Source organism: Eudoraea adriatica DSM 19308 (genome assembly GCF_000382125.1).
GTDB lineage: Bacteria > Bacteroidota > Bacteroidia > Flavobacteriales > Flavobacteriaceae > Eudoraea > Eudoraea adriatica.
Genome location: NZ_KB907551.1, coordinates 168,009 through 188,848, shown reverse-complemented (window position 1 = coordinate 188,848; position 20,840 = coordinate 168,009). Strand labels below are relative to the sequence as shown.

The window sequence follows — 20,840 nt, the reverse complement described above, 5'->3', positions numbered from 1 at the left end:
ACTAAAATCATGTTCTTTAGGGTCTGATGGGGCAAAAGATTGAAGGCGGTTGCTACAATTTTTGTCGGTACTTCTCCGCCTCCCAATTGCCCAAATAGCTGATTTCACTATCCTCTAAAAATTCCAAATCGTAACCTAGTGTATTTGCAATCAAAAGATTGTTTTTAAAAACATCCTCTATCATTTTAGCCTTTTTCAAGTCTTCTGCCATGATATATAAGCTTTCATTATAGCGTACAATCTTTGGAGCATCAAAATAAAGCTCTTGATACTTTCGAAAAATGGCTGTTTGTAATTCATCAACATTCAACATCGTATAGCCACAGAACACATATCCATCTGGTGAAAAAGGCTTCTTCAACAGCTCAGGATCCAAGGCATTCAAAAGCTCGGTAATCACTGCATCCTCTGACAGGTAGGCAATATCCTCACGCTGAAAAGTTTCATTGTAGCTGTTTGCTATTTTGGTAGTGTCCCGATATCGAGAAAAATCGATTCCCGCTTTTTTCTCAGCAGTAACCACAACCTTTTCATTGAACACCTCGATATCCTCATAGTTGTCCGAGCTAATGATAAGCCCATGGTTCTGCAGAAAAATCACATGGGGGAGACGACCAAAATTTGTTTTGTATACCTCCATTTGTTTTTGCAATTCAAGTGCTAATTCAATTCCTGGAGTCTCATAACACACGTAGAGTGCCTCACTATCCAATTCGGCCATTTTTTGCAGCCAGTTTTGGTGGGAAGTGAACATATTTACCGAAATGGAATGGACATGCAGGGTGTATTTGTATAACAAGGCATGTAAGTAGGTTTCAATTGATGGTCTTGGGCCATCATTCACCTTTGTCATCTGTAACTTTTTCGATGCCGTGGCGTCCTTTTCTTTTTTATCCGATATTCCTAAAACGGCATCATCCCTCAATATCGCAACCACCTCTTCAGTTTTCACGATCGTATGACCCGTATCTTTTGTGAGTTCAGAGAGCAGATATCCAGATGCCTTGATATACATGTAATCTCCGAATTTTACAGAGGTATTACCGCCACCGGCCTGCACAAGGTCAAACCGCTGCCCGGCATATTTTGACATTTTTATCAGGGCTTCAAGTGCTTCTTTATTTTCCATTGGTCGCTATTTCTTCAAATCGGGAAATCTCCCTTATGTTTTCAGTTACTGTTCGCTCTTCTTTTTTATGGTTGATCCAAATACTTTGTATGCCCATAGCATTCGCACCAACGATATCTTTCTGCCAGCTATCGCCAATCATAAGTGCTTCAGAAGCTGTACAATTCAGTTTTTGCAATGCTCGAGTGAAAATATACGGATGCGGTTTTTCAACCCCTACCTCTTCGCTGGTTACTAAAAAATCGACAAAATCCATCAGATTCAATTTTTCTATTTTTCTATACTGTATATGAGCCGTTAGGTCGGTGAGGATGCATATTTTACCTCCTTTTGCCTTATGATTTTCCAAATAGTCCGCTACGCTTTCAAAAAGCGACATCTGGGCCAAAAAGGTATCCCAATAGATTTCATAAAATTCCAACGCATAGTACATGCTATTGAGGCCATGGTATTCCAACATTTTTTGAAAGTACAGCAACCTATTGTGTGAGGCCGCTCTGGAGGGCAATTCCAGGTGAGTTTTCTGTCTTGATACGTTAAAGCTTTGGAGTGTATCTTCTTTGGAAATCTCGAACCTCGCCGAAAAAGAATCCAAAACAGTTGTTAAAGCCGATTTGTGAGGAACATCGTAGCCATATAAAGTATTATCGAGGTCTAGGATAAGGTTTTTGTAATTCATTATTTTGATTCATCAGATTTCTGTCCAGTCAGCCGACAAGTAAAAGTACTCATATATTTCAAATTAGAGCCATCAATGTACTTTCAACATGCTAAGGTAACCAATGCCCAAAACACCTGAAATAGTGCACAATGCTAAAGATATTTAGCATAAATCGCCCTTATTGTATTCAGGCTATCGGCCATACTAAAATGTTTTACCAAATGTCTTAATTCCTCAGGCTCGGCATTTAATGCCCGATAAAGTCCTTGACCCAGATCCTCAGGCGTATCGTTACAAGTAAAACAACTGTTCGTTTTTGCAGCAACACCTTCCAAATCGCTAACTTTGGTGCTTACAAAAGGTTTATTACACGCCAACATTTCTTTTACCACATTGGGCCAACCTTCGTATACCGATGTTAAAATAAGGACATCCACATTATTCATGAATGTATTAACCTCTTCATGTGGAATATTGCTCATCGTAATAAGCTCTGTATTCGGCATCTTTTGATGCAAGAAATCAAAACTTTTTTTTGCCAGGGGGAAACGTTTAATGGGATTGTTCAGATTGACGGATGCAAAAAGTACTTTTTTCACCTCATTTTCTTCGGATTTCTCCAAAGGTCGGAACCGGTCGAAATCAATCGGGTCCACAATAGTAGCTATTTTCGCCTCCGGAAATTTCTTCAAAACTTCGAGTTTCATCGCATCCGACATAACTATAATATGATGAAACCTGCGCAACGAGAATTTTGTAAGGATGCCTCCAAGCATTACACGAATGCGATGCCATATCGAAGAACTTGGGGAAACGTACCAATCAGATCCTTTCAAAGAAAGAATACGTTTGCAGTTCATAAGACTGGTCAAGAAACCATTTGCAGAGCCGTATTGTGCATGGACCAAATCATACGATTTAGCGAGTTTTTGAAGTCGAAACATATGCTGCACGAACCTTAATGGATTTCTCATATTATCTAAATAGTAGAGATCCACCTCATCTTTTAGATATTCGTACTGATTGTACATCCAAACGCCTCCGGCACCTACTTCGTTTGAAAAATTATGAACCCAAAGTATTTTCTTTTTAGTTTTCAATGGCTTTGGTTTTGGTCAGTATGGAATTCAATACACTTTCAATTTTAGCTATGTTTTTCTCCGTAGAAAAAAGCTTTCGTGCTGTTTGTATTGACTGATGACAAATAGCCTCATGTGCTGCCGAATCTTTTAATAAGTCCACCAGGGCTATTTTCATTTTATCATAGTCGCCCTTGCAATCTACGCCGATACTATTATCAACCATGATATCATCCGGATCTGAATTTAATGCCAGTACTGGAGTTCCGCACATCCACGCTTGAATGAACGTATTAGAGAACCCTTCGGAAACTGATGTATTGACCAATAAGGCCGATTGCATCAAAAACGAATTGATAAAGTCATTAGTTTGAGAGCCATGATAGGTTATATTTATTGCGGTATTTATTTCTTTCAAAAGTCCCTCTCCATAAGCGTTATCTGGTAATTTTCCGATGATATGAAAATTATAAATTGAATCCTGAAAGGAGTTTGCCAAGGCTATAAAAATTTCTAACTGTTTAACCGGCCTAGCATTTCCTATCCAAACTATTTTTTTTATATCCTTTTTGGGTACTTCATCAATAAGCACTGGGTGCATATTTGAAATTATAGCTTTGGGCTGATAACCGAATTCTAAAACCTTATTTTGTTGATAGCGTGTTTGACAAATGATGTTTGGTTTATTTTTTAGAATGGTCGAGAATACTTTTCTTTTCAATACGCTCTTGCTGCCCTGTTCAAATTCTACGGAATAATTATCGGCAATATGGAGGACTAGTGGAATATTATTTTTTTTTGAAAAACCAGACAGCCTGTAGGTAAAGGAGTTTAGTATTCGCTGGTAAATGTAATCAGGTTTTTCGTCTTTAATAATATTAAAAACCCTGCTCATGAAACCTTTATACATTAGTACTTTGCCTGATATACTAGCTTTCACCTTTAAGCGATGTATTTTGAAATCGTTATCGTATATACAATCTTCAGTTTCATGACCATAAGAAATATAAACAATTTCATACCCTTCTTTTTGAAGTTCAGTAGCTATAATCTTAGATTGATACTCTGCTCCGCCCTTTATAAGAGGATAAAACGGCACGAAAAAACATATTTTACCTTTAGGCATCTATAACTTTTGAAATACTAAACATCCGTTTCGGTATCACTTTGTACACCAATATGACCACAATGATTTGACACAAGTATAGAAAAAGAGTGTATAAAATATACTGTGAAGCCGATCTTGAAAAAATAAGAAAAACATTGAACAATAAGAGATATAGCAAATCAATAAATAACTGATTTCGGCCTTTTCGACTTTCCATATAAATAAGAAAAAACAAGAAAATCAAATAGATGAAAAATGGCCCGAAATACCCAAAGTTCATATAGGCCTCCAGTAAAGAGGAAAAACCTGTGCCGGCAGTACTTCCCATCTCTTTTCGTTCAGGAAAATATTGATTTCTAAATTCATATATAATACCAATTGTTTTATTAGGGTATATGTACCGTGGTATGAAGGCCGTACTAATTTCGGTATAGGTCTGACCTAGCTTATAGTTATAGTTATCGGGCCTTTTATCTATGAATATCCTATAATTTAAGGCTGGAGAACCAAATTCAGTATTTGCCGGATTCATCAACCGATACAGTCGATCTTCATACGTTTCCAAAAAATTACCGATTCCTTTATACTCCACACTCTTTTCTCGAAGTAAAGTGAGGGCGTTAAAACAGACATAAAGAAGGGAAAGCAGCAAAACATATGAAACATTAATCCTTGTAATTCTTCTTTTTATGGTGTAGGCAAGGATGAAAACCACCATCGCAACCAAAAGTGTTCCCCTTTCTCCAATTATCAGATTTATAAAGAGCACAAAAAATATGGAAAGAAAAAATGGCGGTAAATAGGTGAAATATTTATCCTTTTTATTCTTAACCGTTGCGAAAAACTGACCGAACAAAGCAATGGAAATATAAAAAAATCCTTCATAGGGTATGTTCAATACCAAATCGTTTATCGCACCTTGATAAAATGCTTTTCCTTGCGATAGCGTGGCAAACCCTCCTGCTCGAAGAAAATTAAGAGCCTCACTTAAACTTGACAAAATTCCCGCTAAAATTGCTAATCTATAGTAATTTGCACTTACTTTTAGAGATGCACTATTCGGAATTCTCATGATTCGTTTTCGAACAAAGACCAGATAAAGCAAACTTGTGGCCAAAAGTGCCAACTGATTAGATATTAAAAAGGAGAATAAAGTATCATCAACTTTTTGCCATGTTCTAAGTTTAGCAACTCTGTGCCACCCAATATCCGAATCAAAAAAAACAGAAATAGGCACGCTATAGCCATATAAGCCGAACAATATCATGAAAAGAAAAAGCACTGAGTTAAGGCCAACTGTTTTAAATGTGTGGTATAAAATGATACCATAGGCCAAAAGAGATAAAGACAAGCCAAGAGTAAACCACTCTAAAATAAGAGAAATTATGCTAAGGAAGCAAAGTAATATGGCTACTGGTATTCTCACTACTATACGCTAATTGAATTAAATCGGTTGTTCATGTTTTTATTTTTTTAATAGTACTGTCAAAAATTTTCGAACAAGATCTCTACTAAAATAAAGTGATATGATAACTGCGAGGCAAATTGCTAGAACAGATGCCCATAGCTGTTCGTTTTGAGTGATGCTATAAATTCCGAATGCTATAACAATATACAAGATAAACCTCCAGAAGAAAAATCTTAGGGCTACAAATTTCTGAACATCAAAGTACCGATACAACAGCCAAACAAAATTTCCAAAAGCGAAAACACTTGATGCCCCATAAAGTTGATACTTTGGAATAAATAAAAATCCGGTGGCAACAATCAAAAGACCTGAGACCAATGATGTCTTAAAGGCGTGCATGTTTTTCTTTTCACATTGATAAATAATACCAAGTATTGATGCTAAAGACATGAAAACCACTCCTAAGGCCAAAATAGGAATATATCTGGTTGCTTCAAGGAAATCAGTGTCTATAATAAATGGCAAAAGGATTTTTTGCGTACTTATTAGAAGATATAAAATAGAGAAAAGTAGTCCTGAATAGGTATTGAAGGTTTTTTCAAAATAGTCTTTAAATCCGTCCTTACCATATATTGCGAACATTTTATCCTGAAAGGAATAATAAAAAATTCGATTTAGTATTTGAATGACATAGGCTATTTTAAAGGCAATGGCATAAATACCGTTCGCGCTTAGCGTCAAAAAAGAGGCTATAATATACTTACTTGACTGATTGTTCATCCAAAGACTCATGGCATTGAGTACGAGAGGAAATGAATAATTCAATAATTCCTTGGTTACATTCACACGAACTGCCTTTAAGTCAATATGCTTGGTTATTTTTATTGCAAGCAAATAAATCACAAAGGACGCTGAAGCGAAACCATATGCAGTAAAAATGGCTATTAAGCCATATTCACTTACAAATAAAATACTTAATATAAGTACGATAAGGATGTAGAACAATTCTGTAAGAACGTAATGCAATGAAGAATAAACGCTACGAACGACCTGCTTGGCAATGACATAGAAAAAAATGGAAACAAAATATAAAAAAACATAAGGAGCTAATGTTATCGAGGTATATAGATGCACCACTGAAAATACTACACTAAAAATGAATAGTCCTATTAGAAAAACCATCAAACAACTCGATACTACCCGGGTAATATTCTTAGGGTTATTATTTGCAAGTACCCAGCGAAGTACAGCCAATTCAATGTGCCCGAAAAAAATAGGTGCCAGTAAAATCGATGCGGAGGCAACTAAATCAAAATAGCCTAATTCCTCATTCGAGAGGAAAAAGGTATAAAATGGCACCAAAAAGAAATTGATAACCAAAGTGCCTATATTGCCTATGCTATAAATAGCCGAACCCCTTGCGAGACTTCTTGTTTTATTCCCCGTTTCCCGCATCTATCTTGCAATTTGAATAAAACAATGAATTCATGACCGCAAATAAAAACACTCCATACATCCGCACCAAAACATTCTCGGTCAATAAGCTTAAGGAAAACATCAACAGGAAAAATAGAAAGGTAAAGTTCTTTAACTTTAAAGCAATATAAAAATTATGGCCAAACATATACAACAAGAAAAGAAGGGCAAACAATCCGGCTGACAGCCACATATGAAAGTAATAGTTATGAGTATTTATTTCTGAACCCAATGACCTAAACTCAGTCACAACATAATTTTTTTCTTGATAACAATCATTTAGTTTTTGCTGAACATTTCCAACTCCATAGCCAAATAAAATCTCCTTTTTAATAAGGTTGATAGAACAATCATATATGTATATCCGCTTATCTACTCCTTCTTCCATGGGTATAGGTGAGATAACATAATCCAATAGCTTGGTAATTGAATCGGTATTCTTGTTTTTATAGGTATCAAGCAGCCCAGCCATCCAACCAAGTGTTAAACAAGACAAGACGCCTATTCCAAAAATAATTTTTTCCAGACGTCCTTTGAAATATAAAAAGGGAGCAAGAACTAGTATTATAACCAGAGCTAAAACCGTAGTAATTGCCTGACTGTAAACGATAGCCAAAACAAATAGGAACGATAATATGCCCAAAAGTATTTTTTTAAATATGTCTATTTTGAAGTTGGCAATCAAATTTATGGAAAGTAGAATTGCAGTCAAGAATTGCAATGAAAGATAAACTTTATGGGTCTCAAAAAAGACATTTAAATGCTTTTCAGCTTTAGAAAGCACAAACTCATATGGATAGGTGTTTATAGCCAATGCCTGCTCTATAATATTTTTATCCATCAAGCCGGTAAACCTGTCTATTGCAAGTCCTTGAGCGAGAATATTGAAAAAATAAAGGAATAACACAAAATTGCTCAAAATAAAACCATAGGAAAATATTTTAATGGTCCGTTTATTAACTTTAGGGAAAAAATAAAAAATAATAACCGGGAAAAACAAGAGTAACAAGCTTGATTGTACTTTTTTAATTCCAGTAAATATTTGTTCAGAATAGAGAATAGAGATTAATAATAATAAATAAAAACCACAATTTATCAATAGGGGTTTAATCCCAAATTTCTTGTATCTTTTTCCAAAGTTTTCCCAATAAAAAAAAAGTGTTGCCGCCATGAATAGAATTACGGTAATAGAGGCTAAGGCTTCCTTCATCAATGGATAAAATGACAGTAAGTATAAAAAAAAATAAGGAATGTTTTTTTTTTGTATCCAATCCATTATAGGCGACATGTCTTGTATATTCGAAATACAGTCAGAAGATTTTTGGCTTACGCTTAAATTATAACGCTGTTCTTTGGTCTTTTGGCAAAAGTACGATAATTCTTAGCCTTTTTTACCCTAACTTTCTTATCCAGGTTGGTTTCTCTCAATATTTCTTTTGCAAAATCAAACCATGTCATGGCTTTCCCATCTGTAAAATGATAAATACCATATTCCGTTTTAGGCGAAGTAATTAAATTTAAAATATATTTTGCCAGATTATTTGCATTTGTTGGGCATCCTGTTTGTTCATCTGTAATATAAAGTACCTTCTCTGTTTTGGCTTTATTCATTATTGTCTTATAGAAATTATTCCCGAATTCTGAATACAACCATGAGGCCCTGATGATGAAATATTTATTCGTTATTTCCTGGATAAAACTTTCTCCGGCTAGTTTTGACTTGCCGTATTGATTGATTGGATTAGGCAAATCTGTAGTCAAATACCCCTCTTCCTTCTTCCCATCAAAGACGTAATCGGTCGAAATATGAATCAGAACCACATCTTTGTTCTTGCAGGCTGTAGCAATATTTTTAACTCCATCCGAATTTACGGCAAATGCTATTTCCGGTGTTTTTTCGGCCTGTTCTACATTTGTATAGGCCGCGCAGTTAATGCAATAATCGAATTGCTCAAATTCAAAGGCTTCATTTATGCTCCCTGTATTGGTTATGTCCAATGCTTTAGAATCCATAAATTTAAAATGCAAGGCATCATAATTTCCAGCAATTTTCCTTAAACATTTGCCTAACTGTCCGTTTGCTCCGGTCACTAAAATATTCATGGCATTTTGGCATTTTTTAATGTTGGGAGCATCAAATCCTTTTCAGAAATAATAAGTTTATCATCAGGAAGCTTCCAATCAATATTAAATTGATTATCATTATAAATAATTCCTCCTTCTGCTTCTTTATTGTAGTAATTGTCGCATTTATAAAAAATTTCTGCAGTATCACTCAAAACTACAAAGCCATGGGCAAACCCCCTGGGTATAAAAAGTTGCTTTTTGTCTATATCAGTCAATTCTAAGGCTAAATGTTGACCAAAAGTTGGGGAATTTTTTCTTAGATCTACAACAATATCTAAAATACTTCCTTTGAGTACCCTTACTAATTTTGCCTGAGCATATTCCCCGGTTTGATAATGTAACCCCCTAATTACGCCATAAGTTGAATAAGATTGATTATCCTGAACGAAATTTATTCTTTTACCAATAGCTTGTTCAAAAGACTGTTTGTTGAAACTCTCAAAAAAATAACCCCTCTCGTCATTGAATAACTTAGGAGTTAAAACAAAACATCCCTTTAACTTAGTCACCGATACAGTCATTGATGTTTATTTAAAATTCCTAACAAGTTAATTCCATAGCCACTTTTCATAAGAGGTTTTGCTAAATCTTTAAATTGTTCTTTATCTATATAACCCATTTCATAAGCCGCAGCCTCTATCGCACCGATTTTAAGGCCTTGTCGTTCCTCAATAACCTCAACAAATTGAGAAGCCTGCAAAAGGGATTGAAAGGTACCTGTATCCAACCATGCCGTACCTCTGTCTAAAATGCTTACATTTAGCTTTCCCTGACTCAAATACATTTTATTTACATCCGTTATTTCTATTTCCCCTCTGCTACTCGGGGATATATTCTTAGCAATCTCTACAACGCTGTTGTCATAGAAATAAATCCCGGGTACAGCATAATTAGATTTAGGTTCTTCAGGTTTTTCTTCTATGCTGATAACCTTCCCTTCACCATCAAATTCCACAACACCATAACGTTCCGGATCATGCACCCTATACGCATAGATGATACCGCCCTCCGGATCATTATTAGATTGCAAGAGCTTAGCAAGGCCAGAACCATAAAAAATATTGTCCCCCAGTATCAGTGCAACCTTATCTTCCCCAATAAAATCAGCTCCAATTATAAAAGCTTCGGCAAGGCCATTGGGTGCTTCCTGAACTGCGTACGAAAAACTGCAGCCATACTTTTTACCATCTCCTAAAAGATCTCTAAAGAGTGGAAGGTCTTTAGGTGTTGCAATAATAAGCATTTCTCTAATGCCTGCATACATAAGCGTAGATAGCGGATAGTATATCATGGGCTTATCATAGATAGGCATTAATTGCTTGCTTACTGATAATGTTAATGGATGCAGACGTGTTCCAGACCCTCCAGCCAGTACTATCCCTTTCATTTATAAAACTATTTATTTGTACATCACTATTTATACATCTTTTCATAATACTCCTGATAATCGCCGGAAGTAACATGATCTAACCATTCTTGATTCTCAAGATACCAATCAATAGTTAGTTCCAGGCCCTGCTCAAAAGTAACGGAAGGTTTCCAGCCAAGTTCTCTGTTTATTTTACTTGCGTCTATCGCGTATCTCAAATCATGCCCCGGCCTGTCTCTCACGTAAGTTATAAGTTTTTCAGATGTTCCAGCAGGCCTGTTTAATTTTTCATCCATTAACCTGCAAAGGAGCTTGACCAACTCAATATTCTGCCATTCATTGAAACCGCCAATATTGTAGGTCTCCCGGTTTTTACCCTTATGAAAAACCAAGTCAATCGCTGCCGCATGGTCTTTTACAAACAGCCAGTCTCGCGTGTACTTGCCATCCCCATAAACAGGCAAGGGTTTATTTTCAATGATATTATTTACGAAAAGTGGAATGAGTTTTTCAGGAAAATGATTAGGTCCGTAATTGTTAGAGCAATTGGTGATTACATAAGGCAGCCCGTAGGTCTCACCATAAGCCCTTACAAAGTGGTCGGAACTGGCTTTTGAAGCAGAATAGGGCGAATTAGGGTCATAAGGTGTCTCTTCAGTAAACATGCCATCTGCGCCTAATGAGCCATAAACTTCATCCGTGCTGATATGATAAAAGCGCTTGTTATCTTTTTTTTCTTTCCAAAAATCCCGCGATATATTCAATAAATTTACGGTGCCAATGATGTTGGTACGAACAAAAGACAGCGGGTCAGTAATAGAGCGATCAACATGTGATTCCGCCGCGAGGTGAATTACCCCGTCAAATTTGTATTTTTCAAAGATTTGATTTAGAAAAGGTGCATCCAAAATATCTCCCTTTAAAAAAGTATAATTGGGGTAATCTTCAATGTCCCTGAGATTTTCCAAATTCCCAGCATAAGTAAGTGCGTCCAAATTATAAATATGATAATCCGGATAATTAGTTACAAATCTGCGTACAACGTGCGAGCCAATAAATCCTGCCCCCCCTGTTATTAAAATATTCATAAAAATTTGGTTTTTTTGATACCGGACTTTTGTTCTTTGTATGTTTTAAAAAAATGGAATATTAATTTATCCTTCATATAACACACAACACAATCAATTTGCAATTTCACCGGCTTTTTTGTTTAAATATTTGAAGATATCAATCAGGAAGAAAATCGAGATAAAAATAAGCGGTAGTAATACAACTTTCTTCCCAAAAAAGGAATTTTGCTCTAAATGAGATTCCCCCAAGTAAATGATGCTAATAGCGTCTTTTTGTTCCTGGAGTTCTATTTTTTTCCTTTCTATATCCCGAATAAGATTGCTTTTTAATTCAAATAGTTCCGTAATATTCAATTGTTTCTCATTATCTAATATAATTCGCTGTTCATTAAATTGACTATCCGTAGCAGCCATTTTATCTGAATACCTTGTAATTAATTCATCTATTTGAGCCAATAAGTTTTCATCTTGTCTTATTCTTATTTTCGCATTTTCCTGGTTTATTTTTATTAATTCATTATAGTAATTATTAGAATTGATGTATTCCATGACCTTCTGCGTAAATTTTGGTCCGTTCTTTGCGTCCTTATAGGTAAACGTAATTCTATGTTCAAGGGAGCTCTTGTTGAGAAGCTCAGATCTTATGATATCTGAAACCAGTCCATTTTCCTGAAATTTCTCCAGAAGCTCCAGATATTCCAGATTGTCTTCAGCGTTACTTTTAACCAAAATTTGGTCTATCTCTATATCATAGCCCTTTAAACCTGTATTTTTAAACCCAATTGCATTAAAGAAAACTGTGTCGCCTGATTTAATTTTGGCCTGAACTTCATTCACGACGTCATATAAATAATCCTTGCTTTCGAAATTGGGCTTAACAATCGCTTCTGTCTTAAATTTTTCAGACACAATTTGATTTAACCCAAAACCCAGAATTGCACCAACTACAGCCAAACCTAATAAAATCAGAAAGTTCTTTTTAAAATAAAGGAAACCCCTTAAAAACCAGTTAAATACATTCTTAAAACCCCTGCCAATCATATTAAATAATTGTCCCAAATCTATTTCATCATTTGACGTGGTTTCTTTCGGTGTTTGTTGATCTGCCATATTCAGGAATTAAAAATTTGTTTAAGTATTTTATCTGTAATTAAATAGGTTGGTTTTACACCTGTCGTTCCCAACCCGCCCGAAGCTAATGTGCTGCCGGATTCCAATGGGTTATCTGAAGCATAATAGGCATATCTTACCTTTACCTCTTCCCTGATACTTTTCCGAATCTTAGAGGCCGCCTGAATTGCTTTTTGATAATGTACTCCTTCCATTTCCAGTCCTATTGCATTCCAGGTTGATTCATGAAAAAATCGCAAAATATCCTTATTTTGCAGGGAAGTTCCCAATACGGTTACCATAGTGCCCTCAAGGACTTTTAATCCATTCCCCTCAAAATCAGATGCGCTTAGTTCGTTTTTAAATGGGTAGTTATCTGCTGTACCCTCAAAAATATGCGCAGACGGTATCATTAAATCTCCTTTCCCGCCTTCAAGAATACCAGCTTTTCCCATAATTGAAATTGAAGCCACATCCAAAAAGATGTTTTTGTCATTTTCTAAAACATAGGGTTTCAAAAGTTCGTCAATGGTTTCGTACGCCTGCTCCCCAAAGGCATAGTCCATTACAAATATAAGAGGTTTTTTATCATCAGGGAGGTCCATGTTAAGATCATAACAACATGCATCATTGCCTAATTTAGCCAGGTCAAATATCTGGACATCAATATTTGTTCCGGAGGTATCCGGCAAAAATATCATTCCATTCTTCTTTGCCATAGCAATGACCTTATTTCGCATAGCAATATTATCGGGGGAGCTTAATGCCTCATATATTTCTAATGTGCCGTTTTCCGGGAACTCTTTTCTAAGTGCCTTTCTGGCAAACAAAGAATTAACCACGCTATGCATATTGGCACTAATAATGTGAATTGGCCTCTTTAATAAATTGTGTTTCTTCAGGGTCTTCTTTATGGTCTTTGCCCATATTTCACCATGAATATGATGCCCAAGACGATCCCTTAACATACTGCTAAAGGTAATTACCCTCTTCTCGCCCCCCGTTTCTTCTTCAATAGATAATTTGCCTAACCAATACAGAATCTTTAAAAATCTTTCCGGTTCTTTTTTTGTGGCCAGTTTTTTATAAACTTCTAAAACCTCAACAAATGACCTCCCAAGTATGTTTGCGGTATGAATTAATGCAGTTTCCTTTTCCTCCTGAGTAAGCTTCGCCTTGGTAGCTGCTTTCTCCAGTTTTTTCCAATCGCGAATAGTCTCATTTGTATCTTCAATTAACACACGCCAACAGATCTTATCTGCTTCTATATATAAAAATGTAAGGTGAGTGAGAATATCATAAATATCTGAGCGCCCTCTGGTGATCTCAATATTCATCTGCTCGCTATCTATTCTGTAGCAATTTCTCCTTCTCTTGGGCGGAATAATCGGCTTAAAATGTGATTTGCCATAACCTTCATCTGAGGTTAGATTAATATACCTGCATTGCTCTATTCCGGAAGGCAGTCTTTCCAAAACATAAATCAGCCCATTGAGTTCCGTCTTCTCCTCTGCAACGGAACCGTAAATTTCCGGATGTAAGGATAAAAGGGCATTTCGCAGAGTTTCACCCGAGACACCGGTTGGTTTATAAAAACCTCTGTTAAATAAATGACGCATCGTAATATACATGCGTTCAATAGCATTTGTAGATTCCTGTGCTCTGGTATTGTCTTTAAATTTCTCCATTGGTCATGGCAAAATTACATTTTAAAATTTTGATTTAAATAGGTCTCTGAAATTAAGTCTCTGGCAGGGGAATATGATATCATCCCGAAACTAAAATTATTTAAATTATTCTTTCTGGGCGACCAGCTTATCCGCAACTGACCTGTCATTGGAAAGGCGTTGTACTTTATTCTGCCCCCCGAGTTTTCCAATGGACTTCATAAATTCCTGAAACCCTCCTTTTTTAATGGTGGTAATCTTTAAACGCTGTAGTATTTTACCCTCAATAAGATCAAAGTAGTAGCTGTTTTGTTCTTGAAGTGTCTCATCAAGAATATCAATGAATTTAGTCATGTCTGCCGGTTTTTTCTCAAATTCAATGAACCATTCGTGGTATGGCAGTTCATCCTTTTCAGGGGTAATTTGTGGTGCTACCGTGAACTCATTTATGGAGGCATCGCATAATTCAACCGCCCTTTGCATTGCCTCCTCAACCTCTTTTGCTATAACGTGTTCGCCAAAGGCAGAAATAAAGTGCTTTATGCGGCCGGTAACTACAACTTTATATGGATTTGTTGAAATAAACCGAATGGTATCTCCCAGGTTATATCCCCATAAACCGGCATTGGTAGATATAATCATCACATAGTTTATATCTAAATCCACTTCACCTATTGTAAGCCGTTTGGGGTGGTCCTCAAAAAACTCGTCTGCTTTTACAAATTCATAGAAAATCCCTGAGTTGAGCAATAACAACATTCCCGACTCTTTTTGAGAATTCTGATACGCAAAAAATCCTTCACTTGCCGGAAATAATTCTATGCTATCAACACGGCGGCCCATAAGTTCTTCGAATTTTGCCCTATAGGGTTCATAATTGACCCCTCCATAAATAAATAGATTAAAATTTTTGAATAACGTACTTATATTTTTATTGCTCCTGGATTTTAATTTTTCAAAATACATCTGAACCCATGAAGGTATGCCGGCAATAAGTGTCATATCTTCATTTATTGTTTCATTTACGATTTTTTCAACTTTGGTCTCCCAGTCCTCAATACAATTTGTTTCCCAGCTGGGCAAACGGTTTTTTTGGAGATAATTTGGTACATAATGAGCGGATATCCCTGATAATCTTCCAACTTTAATCCCGTTATGTTCATCTAATTCAGGGCTTCCCTGCAGAAAAATCCATTTTCCATCCACAAAACCGGCATTCCCGGTTTCATGGATATAATTCAGAATTGCATTCCTTGAGGCAAGAACCTGTTCTTTAATGGATTCGGAAGTGATCGGAATATATTTGGCCCCTGAGGTTGTTCCTGAAGTTTTTGCAAAATAGATTGGTTTTCCCGGCCAGAGAACATTCTCGTTTCCGGCTACCGCCTGCTCTACGTATTCACGCAACGCTTCATAATCTCTTATCGGAACTTGCTTTACAAATTCTGAATGGTCCGCTATTTGTTTAAAATTATGATCAATCCCAAATTTTGTGTTTTGAGCCTTGCGTATTAAATATTGGAAGACCTTTTCCTGACTTTTTATTGGCTCACCAGCCCATTTAGCTGTTTTACGTGCTATGTTTTTCGCAAAAATTCTGGCTGCAAAAGATTTTAAAGACATCCTTTTTAGTTAAAATCAATATAATCAGCCGGATTCTCCGGGTTGCCGTTGTTCCAAAGCTCAAAATGTAAATGCGGCCCTGTTGTCAGTTCTCCCGTATTTCCGACAGAGGCAATTACTTCTCCCGCTCTTACAAAGTCTCCCTGGCCCTTATTCAATGAACCGTTGTGTTTATAAACTGAAAGTATTCCGTTCTTATGTTCCATAATTATAACGTAACCCGTTTCAGTTGTCCATTCAGAAAAAATTACGGTTCCGGCTGCTACTGCTTTCACAGGAGTGTCTTTTGGGGCCACTATATCTACCGCATAATGTTTATTCTGCGCATCGTATTCCTGAGAAATTGTTCCGTTAACAGGGGAAAATAGCACCAGTCCCCCTCCTTCTTTATTGATTTCAAAAAGATTATACTTATCCTCAAGCGCGACTTCTGCCCTGAGCATGGAGTCTTCCCTGATAGGAGAAAGGTCTACAGTAGAAGGGTCAATTTTGAATTGTTCAAAAAGGGAGTCCCTATTAATCTGATTGTTTTCAATATCTCCCCGAAGCACCATTCTAATATTATCTAAATACCTATTGGTATAATTTAGCACTCTAACCAGAGAGTCTGTCTTATAAGTTAATTCAGTAGCCTGCTTCTTCAGTTTGGTAGAAGAATAGCCCGGAATATATTCCCTTAAAGGGGTAAAGGCTATTAGTAATATTGTTAGAGCAATAAGCCCCACAATTAAAAGTGATCCGGTTACGAATACATTCAATCTGCTTAGTTTAAAGGAAATTTTTTCTTCGAAAGTACTTTCATTAAGTATCACAAGACGATACTTATGCAGAAGCTTTCTGCGAATTTCTTTTCTTTTTTTACCTTTTTTTGCCATAAAACACAAAGATAACCTTCGATTTGAATTAAGCGTTAAATCCCTTTTAAATTTACTTGTTGCAAAAATTTACTCTACTATTAATTTAAGTACAAGATACATTTTTAGGCTTTTATAATTTAAAATAGATCTTACCGTTATTATTAACAGTAAATTAAGTACTTTTTTTAGTACCTTTGTAATCCATTAAATATTAAAATTATGGTATCATTAATTACCTTTTTAGCAATAGGTCCCTGGCAAATAGCTATAATCGTCATGGTTGTGTTACTTTTATTCGGGGGCAAAAAAATACCTGAATTAATGCGCGGGTTGGGAAGCGGAATTAAAGAATTTAAAGACGCCTCCAAAGAAGACGAACAGCTTGAGGAAAAGAAAGAAGAATAATCTGGAATTTTTTTAAAATAAGAGAGGTGCCTAATATGGCGCCTTTTTTTATTGTATTTACGAAAATTAGGTCTTTATATTATACCGATCATTTTATTTTTTAGCGTTTAATTACACTGGCTTATTCGACTATATATTTTAGGGCCCCAGATCATTTTATACTACTTTACTTACAAACTACGATCCCATTCTGACGTGTGCTTTATCGATAAAATACATAAGTTGGTCGTACACGACAAAAAACATCTCTTTCACAACAAAAAATAAACTGAGCGCATTAAACCGTTTAATTTCGTCGTTAAATCAATCATGCGGGAGAAGCGCTGTCTAAATTCCTAAACCAATTTTAGGCAATTCAGATTCTAATATTTCCCCAGCCATTGAACCAATGAATAAAAAATTAATACAGGCGATTCTTGCTTTCCTCACCCTAATTACAATTGGGGTAAGTGCACATGCTAATGAATTAATAAATGAATATGCAACGGCAGATGTTACAACGCCGGGTTCAGATGCAGCGTTTAGACGTAGTGCCAGAGCAAATGGTATTCCAACAAGACTGGTAAAGGATTTTTCAGTAACGAAAAACGGATATTATATAATTGCCGGAGTCTACGGAGATCGGACCAACGCCGAAAAATTTGTTAAAAAATTAAAGCTTAAGCAATTAAATCCGCTGATCCTTACGCATCCGGTTAGTAATTTAAATTATGTTTCCCTGGCCCAGTTTGAGAATTGGAAACAAGCTATAAACTCCTGTTCTACAGAAATGAACGGGAAATATAATTCTGAAGTCTGGATTATGGATGTTCAGGGCAGTTCAGCCACAATTAAAACCAGGAAGGCAGGGCCGGAAAATAAAAAATTAGTAGTAAATACCCGCTATACTTCCAAAGAGTTTATAAAAGCGGCAAAAGAGAATAAAATTGCTGCCAGAATAGTTCCGCGGTTTAAAGGTCTGAAGAATGGCTATTATATTGTAGCAGGGGTATTTGGGGATATACAAAATGTTAAATCATTTCAGAATAAACTTAGTAAAAGAAATCTGGTAACCAAAGTAGCAACTCATTCCGAAAGCGGTTTAAACTATGTATATCTTCAAGAGTCCAAAGACTGGAAAGAGGCAATAAGAGCTTGCAAGTCCAACCTAAATGGAAGTTATGCCGATAAAGTATGGATCATGAATGTCTTTGATCCTGATGAGATGGAGGTAACAGAAGATTTGCTTATAGCCGAATCCAAAGCTAAAGCAGTTACAGAATCCTTAAACATATCGGATCCGAACAATTATAATCGACTTAAAGGGTCCGGAACAATGAAAAAAGGTTCCAGTGTTTTTACAAATGATAAACTGCTTCAAAAGGCCGATTCATATTTTAGCAAAATGTGGTATGCCGAAGCTGCCGAACTTTATGAAAAGGTGCTGGAGCAGGATCCAAATAATCAATCCTTTAAGGTAATGGAAAAGGCAGGCGATTCCCATTATTTTAATACTAATATGGAAAGGGCCTATTACTGGTATGATAAGTTATATACCAATTTTAAAGATGAGATGTCTGCAGAGAATATCTTTAAATACGCCCATTCCTCAAAAGGTACCGGAAAATATGCCAGAGCCAAACGATTAATGCGATTGTATGATAAGGAAGTAAAAAAGGGCAATTCACGTACTTTGGATAACCTGTCCAGGGCAACTCCCAATGAAATAGTCCTGGATAATATTCTAAACGCCGAAGAAACAATTAGCATAGCCAATTTGGCAGTGAACACTAAGTATTCGGATTTCTCTCCGATGTACTACAATGAGGACCAGATGGTGTTTTCATCAGCTATGGATTCCTCTTTTTTTAATACCAGAAGGTATAAATGGAATAATCAGCCCTTTCTTGATCTTTATGTGGCCAAGTTAAATAAAGAATCACAGGAAGTAAAAGATGCTGTCAAATTCTCAAAAAAGATAAATACAAAGTACCACGAAGCGTCTGTCACATTTTCCCCTGACAATCAAACCATGTATTTCACGAGGAACAATTATGGCAAAAAATTAAAACGAAATAAAAACGGGATCAATAATCTGAAAATATACATGTCCAAAAAAATTGATGGTGAATGGACAGAAGCGACAGAACTTCCTTTTAATAGCGACGATTTTTCTACCGGTCACCCCGCCCTTAGCCCGGATGGAAAGCAACTGTATTTTGTTTCTGATATGCCCGGAAGCATAGGTATGACCGATATTTTTGTTGTTGATGTACTAGGTGACGGTCAATTTTCTGAACCAAGAAATCTCGGCCCGGAAATAAACACCGAAAGAAAGGAGATGTTTCCGTTTATTAATGAAAAGAAACTCTTTTTTTCTTCTGACGGACATGTTGGTCTTGGCGGGCTGGACATATATGAGGTGGCTTTTAATGACGAAGTCGGATTTCTGGAAGTAAGGAATGCGGGCAAGCCCATAAATAGTAAAAAAGACGACTTCTCCTATATTGTAGATGAAGAAACTCAAAAAGGCTTCTTTGCATCAAACAGGAGAGGTGGCAAAGGAGATGACGACATCTATTCATTTCAAAGTATGCTCCCTGAGGAAACCAATGAAAATGCCATTGCCGGTGTAGTTACAGACCTGGTTACAGGAGATGTGATGCCGGAAGCACTGATAGTACTTTTGGATGAAAACAATATTAAATTAAAAGAAGTAGTTACCGGTGAGGATGGCAGTTTTGTGTTTGAAGATCTGGAGAGTAATACAAAATATAGTATTAAGACTATAAAAGACGATTATTTTGAAGACAAGCAAGCTGTTGTTACGAAAGAAAATGAGTTAGTACAGACCGAAGTAGCCTTGAAAAAGCTCAAAGAGCTCATTGCAATCGAAAATGGGATCAAAAAGCTCAAAATTGATATGATCTTCTTTGATTTCGACAGGTTTTATATAAGAAAAGATGCTGCCAATGAATTGGATAAGTTGGTAGAAGTGATGAATGAGTATGAAACAATGGTTATTAAAATTGAATCTCATACGGATTCCAGGGGTAAAAGGGCCTATAATAAATATCTGTCAGATAAAAGGGCTAAATCTACACGGGACTATCTGATATCTCGCGGAATTTCTCCTGGTCGCATAGAAAGTGCCATTGGTTACGGAGAGGAAAGGTTGCTCAATGAATGTGATGGTACCGTGAGGTGCACATCCGCCAAACATCAGCTAAACAGACGTTCTGAGTTCATAATTGTTAAGATGTAGGTTTACTGCAAGATTCCTATTTAATCTGTTGATTTTCACAACCCCTGGCAGCCCTTTCGCAACAAACATAAAGCCCAGAATACGCATTGACTAAAAATTTAGTTATACATAAAAAGCCCAACCAATGAAACACATTTTACTTCTTAAAGAAATATATGCTGAGGCATTCAAAAACCTTGGGCATGTTCTGATAAAAAATTATTTCAAAATATTTTCGTGGTTTTGTTTTATCTCATTTATCATAGTACTCTATGCATTTTTATTTAGAGTAGCCACGGGATTTGCGTTCGATTAATACCAAGCAACCTAAATACAAGGAGGCGCCCTTAACCGGGCGCTTTTTTATTTTGAGTATCTTTTGAGGCGTCCATGATAATATTCAATTGCCATGCATTTAAACGCCTATTCCATGCCTTTTATAGATGTTAAAAAACACGCCCGTTTTTACGCCAAATATTTATGCATTTATATTCAGAGTAGCTACAGGGTTTGCATTTGATTAAATAC

18 protein-coding genes are annotated in these 20,840 nt (G+C 36.2%); 3 read left to right on the top strand and 15 right to left on the bottom strand.

Going from position 1 to position 20,840, the window contains the following annotated elements:
* Positions 1 to 52 precede the first annotated feature (52 nt).
* The 15 genes from G504_RS0114415 to G504_RS0114340 all read right to left on the bottom strand — a co-directional run bounded on the left by G504_RS0114415 (position 53) and on the right by G504_RS0114340 (position 16,702).
* A complete protein-coding gene (locus G504_RS0114415; protein WP_019670900.1) occupies positions 53 to 1,129 on the bottom strand; it encodes a class II aldolase/adducin family protein in 1,077 nt (358 codons plus the stop codon).
* A complete protein-coding gene (locus tag G504_RS18800; protein WP_019670899.1) occupies positions 1,119 to 1,808 on the bottom strand; it encodes an HAD family hydrolase in 690 nt (229 codons plus the stop codon). Before G504_RS18800 ends, G504_RS0114415 begins: the two co-directional genes overlap by 11 nt.
* Positions 1,809 to 1,942: 134 nt before the next feature.
* Entirely contained in the window at positions 1,943 to 2,890 is a 948-nt protein-coding gene (locus tag G504_RS0114405; RefSeq protein ID WP_019670898.1) for a glycosyltransferase, read from the bottom strand.
* The gene (locus G504_RS0114400; RefSeq protein ID WP_169336918.1) at positions 2,880 to 3,968 is read right to left on the bottom strand and encodes a glycosyltransferase family 4 protein; all 1,089 of its coding nucleotides are present in this window, start codon (positions 3,966 to 3,968) and stop codon (positions 2,880 to 2,882) included. Before G504_RS0114400 ends, G504_RS0114405 begins: the two co-directional genes overlap by 11 nt.
* A gap of 19 nt (positions 3,969 to 3,987) precedes the next feature.
* Entirely contained in the window at positions 3,988 to 5,403 is a 1,416-nt protein-coding gene (wzy, locus tag G504_RS0114395) for an O-antigen polysaccharide polymerase Wzy (RefSeq protein WP_169336917.1), read from the bottom strand.
* 39 nt (positions 5,404 to 5,442) lie between these two features.
* Complete coding sequence (locus G504_RS0114390) at positions 5,443 to 6,840, bottom strand: lipopolysaccharide biosynthesis protein (RefSeq protein WP_019670895.1); 1,398 nt, start codon at positions 6,838 to 6,840, stop codon at positions 5,443 to 5,445.
* Positions 6,821 to 7,702: an O-antigen ligase family protein gene (locus G504_RS0114385; protein WP_169336916.1), complete on the bottom strand. Its 882-nt coding sequence runs from the start codon at positions 7,700 to 7,702 to the stop codon at positions 6,821 to 6,823. Before G504_RS0114385 ends, G504_RS0114390 begins: the two co-directional genes overlap by 20 nt.
* Positions 7,703 to 8,193: 491 nt before the next feature.
* A complete protein-coding gene (gene rfbD, locus G504_RS0114380) occupies positions 8,194 to 8,964 on the bottom strand; it encodes a dTDP-4-dehydrorhamnose reductase (protein ID WP_019670893.1) in 771 nt (256 codons plus the stop codon).
* Positions 8,961 to 9,509, bottom strand: a complete 549-nt coding sequence (gene rfbC, locus G504_RS0114375; RefSeq protein WP_019670892.1) for a dTDP-4-dehydrorhamnose 3,5-epimerase — start codon at positions 9,507 to 9,509, stop codon at positions 8,961 to 8,963. Before rfbC ends, rfbD begins: the two co-directional genes overlap by 4 nt.
* Positions 9,506 to 10,375, bottom strand: coding sequence for a glucose-1-phosphate thymidylyltransferase RfbA (rfbA, locus tag G504_RS0114370; protein ID WP_019670891.1), 870 nt, complete (start codon positions 10,373 to 10,375; stop codon positions 9,506 to 9,508). Before rfbA ends, rfbC begins: the two co-directional genes overlap by 4 nt.
* A gap of 26 nt (positions 10,376 to 10,401) precedes the next feature.
* On the bottom strand, positions 10,402 to 11,445 hold the full coding sequence (gene rfbB, locus G504_RS0114365) for a dTDP-glucose 4,6-dehydratase (RefSeq protein WP_019670890.1): 1,044 nt from the start codon (positions 11,443 to 11,445) through the stop codon (positions 10,402 to 10,404).
* A 93-nt stretch (positions 11,446 to 11,538) separates the two neighbouring features.
* On the bottom strand, positions 11,539 to 12,537 hold the full coding sequence (locus tag G504_RS0114355) for a GumC domain-containing protein (protein WP_019670889.1): 999 nt from the start codon (positions 12,535 to 12,537) through the stop codon (positions 11,539 to 11,541).
* A gap of 2 nt (positions 12,538 to 12,539) precedes the next feature.
* The gene (locus G504_RS0114350) at positions 12,540 to 14,225 is read right to left on the bottom strand and encodes a DUF6909 family protein (RefSeq protein WP_019670888.1); all 1,686 of its coding nucleotides are present in this window, start codon (positions 14,223 to 14,225) and stop codon (positions 12,540 to 12,542) included.
* 105 nt (positions 14,226 to 14,330) lie between these two features.
* Positions 14,331 to 15,827, bottom strand: a complete 1,497-nt coding sequence (locus G504_RS0114345) for a GH3 family domain-containing protein (RefSeq protein ID WP_019670887.1) — start codon at positions 15,825 to 15,827, stop codon at positions 14,331 to 14,333.
* A 5-nt stretch (positions 15,828 to 15,832) separates the two neighbouring features.
* A complete protein-coding gene (locus G504_RS0114340; protein WP_019670886.1) occupies positions 15,833 to 16,702 on the bottom strand; it encodes a M23 family metallopeptidase in 870 nt (289 codons plus the stop codon).
* A 201-nt stretch (positions 16,703 to 16,903) separates the two neighbouring features.
* Here G504_RS0114340 and G504_RS0114335 point away from each other — a divergent pair, with 201 nt between their 5' ends.
* The 3 genes from G504_RS0114335 (at position 16,904) to G504_RS19835 (ending at position 20,628) form a co-directional block, all read left to right on the top strand.
* Positions 16,904 to 17,089, top strand: a complete 186-nt coding sequence (locus tag G504_RS0114335; RefSeq protein ID WP_019670885.1) for a twin-arginine translocase TatA/TatE family subunit — start codon at positions 16,904 to 16,906, stop codon at positions 17,087 to 17,089.
* Between the two features lie 388 nt (positions 17,090 to 17,477).
* Positions 17,478 to 20,333 carry an OmpA family protein gene (locus G504_RS18795; RefSeq protein ID WP_019670884.1) on the top strand — a complete coding sequence of 952 codons (2,856 nt, stop codon included), beginning with the start codon at positions 17,478 to 17,480 and terminating at the stop codon, positions 20,331 to 20,333.
* Positions 20,334 to 20,457: 124 nt separating this feature from the next.
* Positions 20,458 to 20,628: a DUF6747 family protein gene (locus G504_RS19835; protein WP_019670883.1), complete on the top strand. Its 171-nt coding sequence runs from the start codon at positions 20,458 to 20,460 to the stop codon at positions 20,626 to 20,628.
* Positions 20,629 to 20,840 lie beyond the last annotated feature (212 nt).

Bases quoted from the DNA above. Each gene is read 5' to 3' on its own strand.
- G504_RS0114345 (WP_019670887.1), bottom strand. From the start codon at position 15,827: ATGTCTTTAAAATCTTTTGCAGCCAGAATTTTTGCGAAAAACATAGCA.
- G504_RS0114340 (WP_019670886.1), bottom strand. From the start codon at position 16,702: ATGGCAAAAAAAGGTAAAAAAAGAAAAGAAATTCGCAGAAAGCTTCTG.
- rfbD (WP_019670893.1), bottom strand. From the start codon at position 8,964: ATGAATATTTTAGTGACCGGAGCAAACGGACAGTTAGGCAAATGTTTA.
- rfbB (WP_019670890.1), bottom strand. From the start codon at position 11,445: ATGAATATTTTAATAACAGGGGGGGCAGGATTTATTGGCTCGCACGTT.
- G504_RS18795 (WP_019670884.1), top strand. From the start codon at position 17,478: ATGAATAAAAAATTAATACAGGCGATTCTTGCTTTCCTCACCCTAATT.
- G504_RS0114385 (WP_169336916.1), bottom strand. From the start codon at position 7,702: ATGGATAAAAATATTATAGAGCAGGCATTGGCTATAAACACCTATCCA.
- G504_RS0114390 (WP_019670895.1), bottom strand. From the start codon at position 6,840: ATGCGGGAAACGGGGAATAAAACAAGAAGTCTCGCAAGGGGTTCGGCT.
- G504_RS19835 (WP_019670883.1), top strand. From the start codon at position 20,458: ATGAAACACATTTTACTTCTTAAAGAAATATATGCTGAGGCATTCAAA.
- G504_RS0114415 (WP_019670900.1), bottom strand. From the start codon at position 1,129: ATGGAAAATAAAGAAGCACTTGAAGCCCTGATAAAAATGTCAAAATAT.
- G504_RS0114350 (WP_019670888.1), bottom strand. From the start codon at position 14,225: ATGGAGAAATTTAAAGACAATACCAGAGCACAGGAATCTACAAATGCT.
- G504_RS0114355 (WP_019670889.1), bottom strand. From the start codon at position 12,537: ATGGCAGATCAACAAACACCGAAAGAAACCACGTCAAATGATGAAATA.
- G504_RS0114335 (WP_019670885.1), top strand. From the start codon at position 16,904: ATGGTATCATTAATTACCTTTTTAGCAATAGGTCCCTGGCAAATAGCT.
- rfbC (WP_019670892.1), bottom strand. From the start codon at position 9,509: ATGACTGTATCGGTGACTAAGTTAAAGGGATGTTTTGTTTTAACTCCT.
- G504_RS18800 (WP_019670899.1), bottom strand. From the start codon at position 1,808: ATGAATTACAAAAACCTTATCCTAGACCTCGATAATACTTTATATGGC.
- rfbA (WP_019670891.1), bottom strand. From the start codon at position 10,375: ATGAAAGGGATAGTACTGGCTGGAGGGTCTGGAACACGTCTGCATCCA.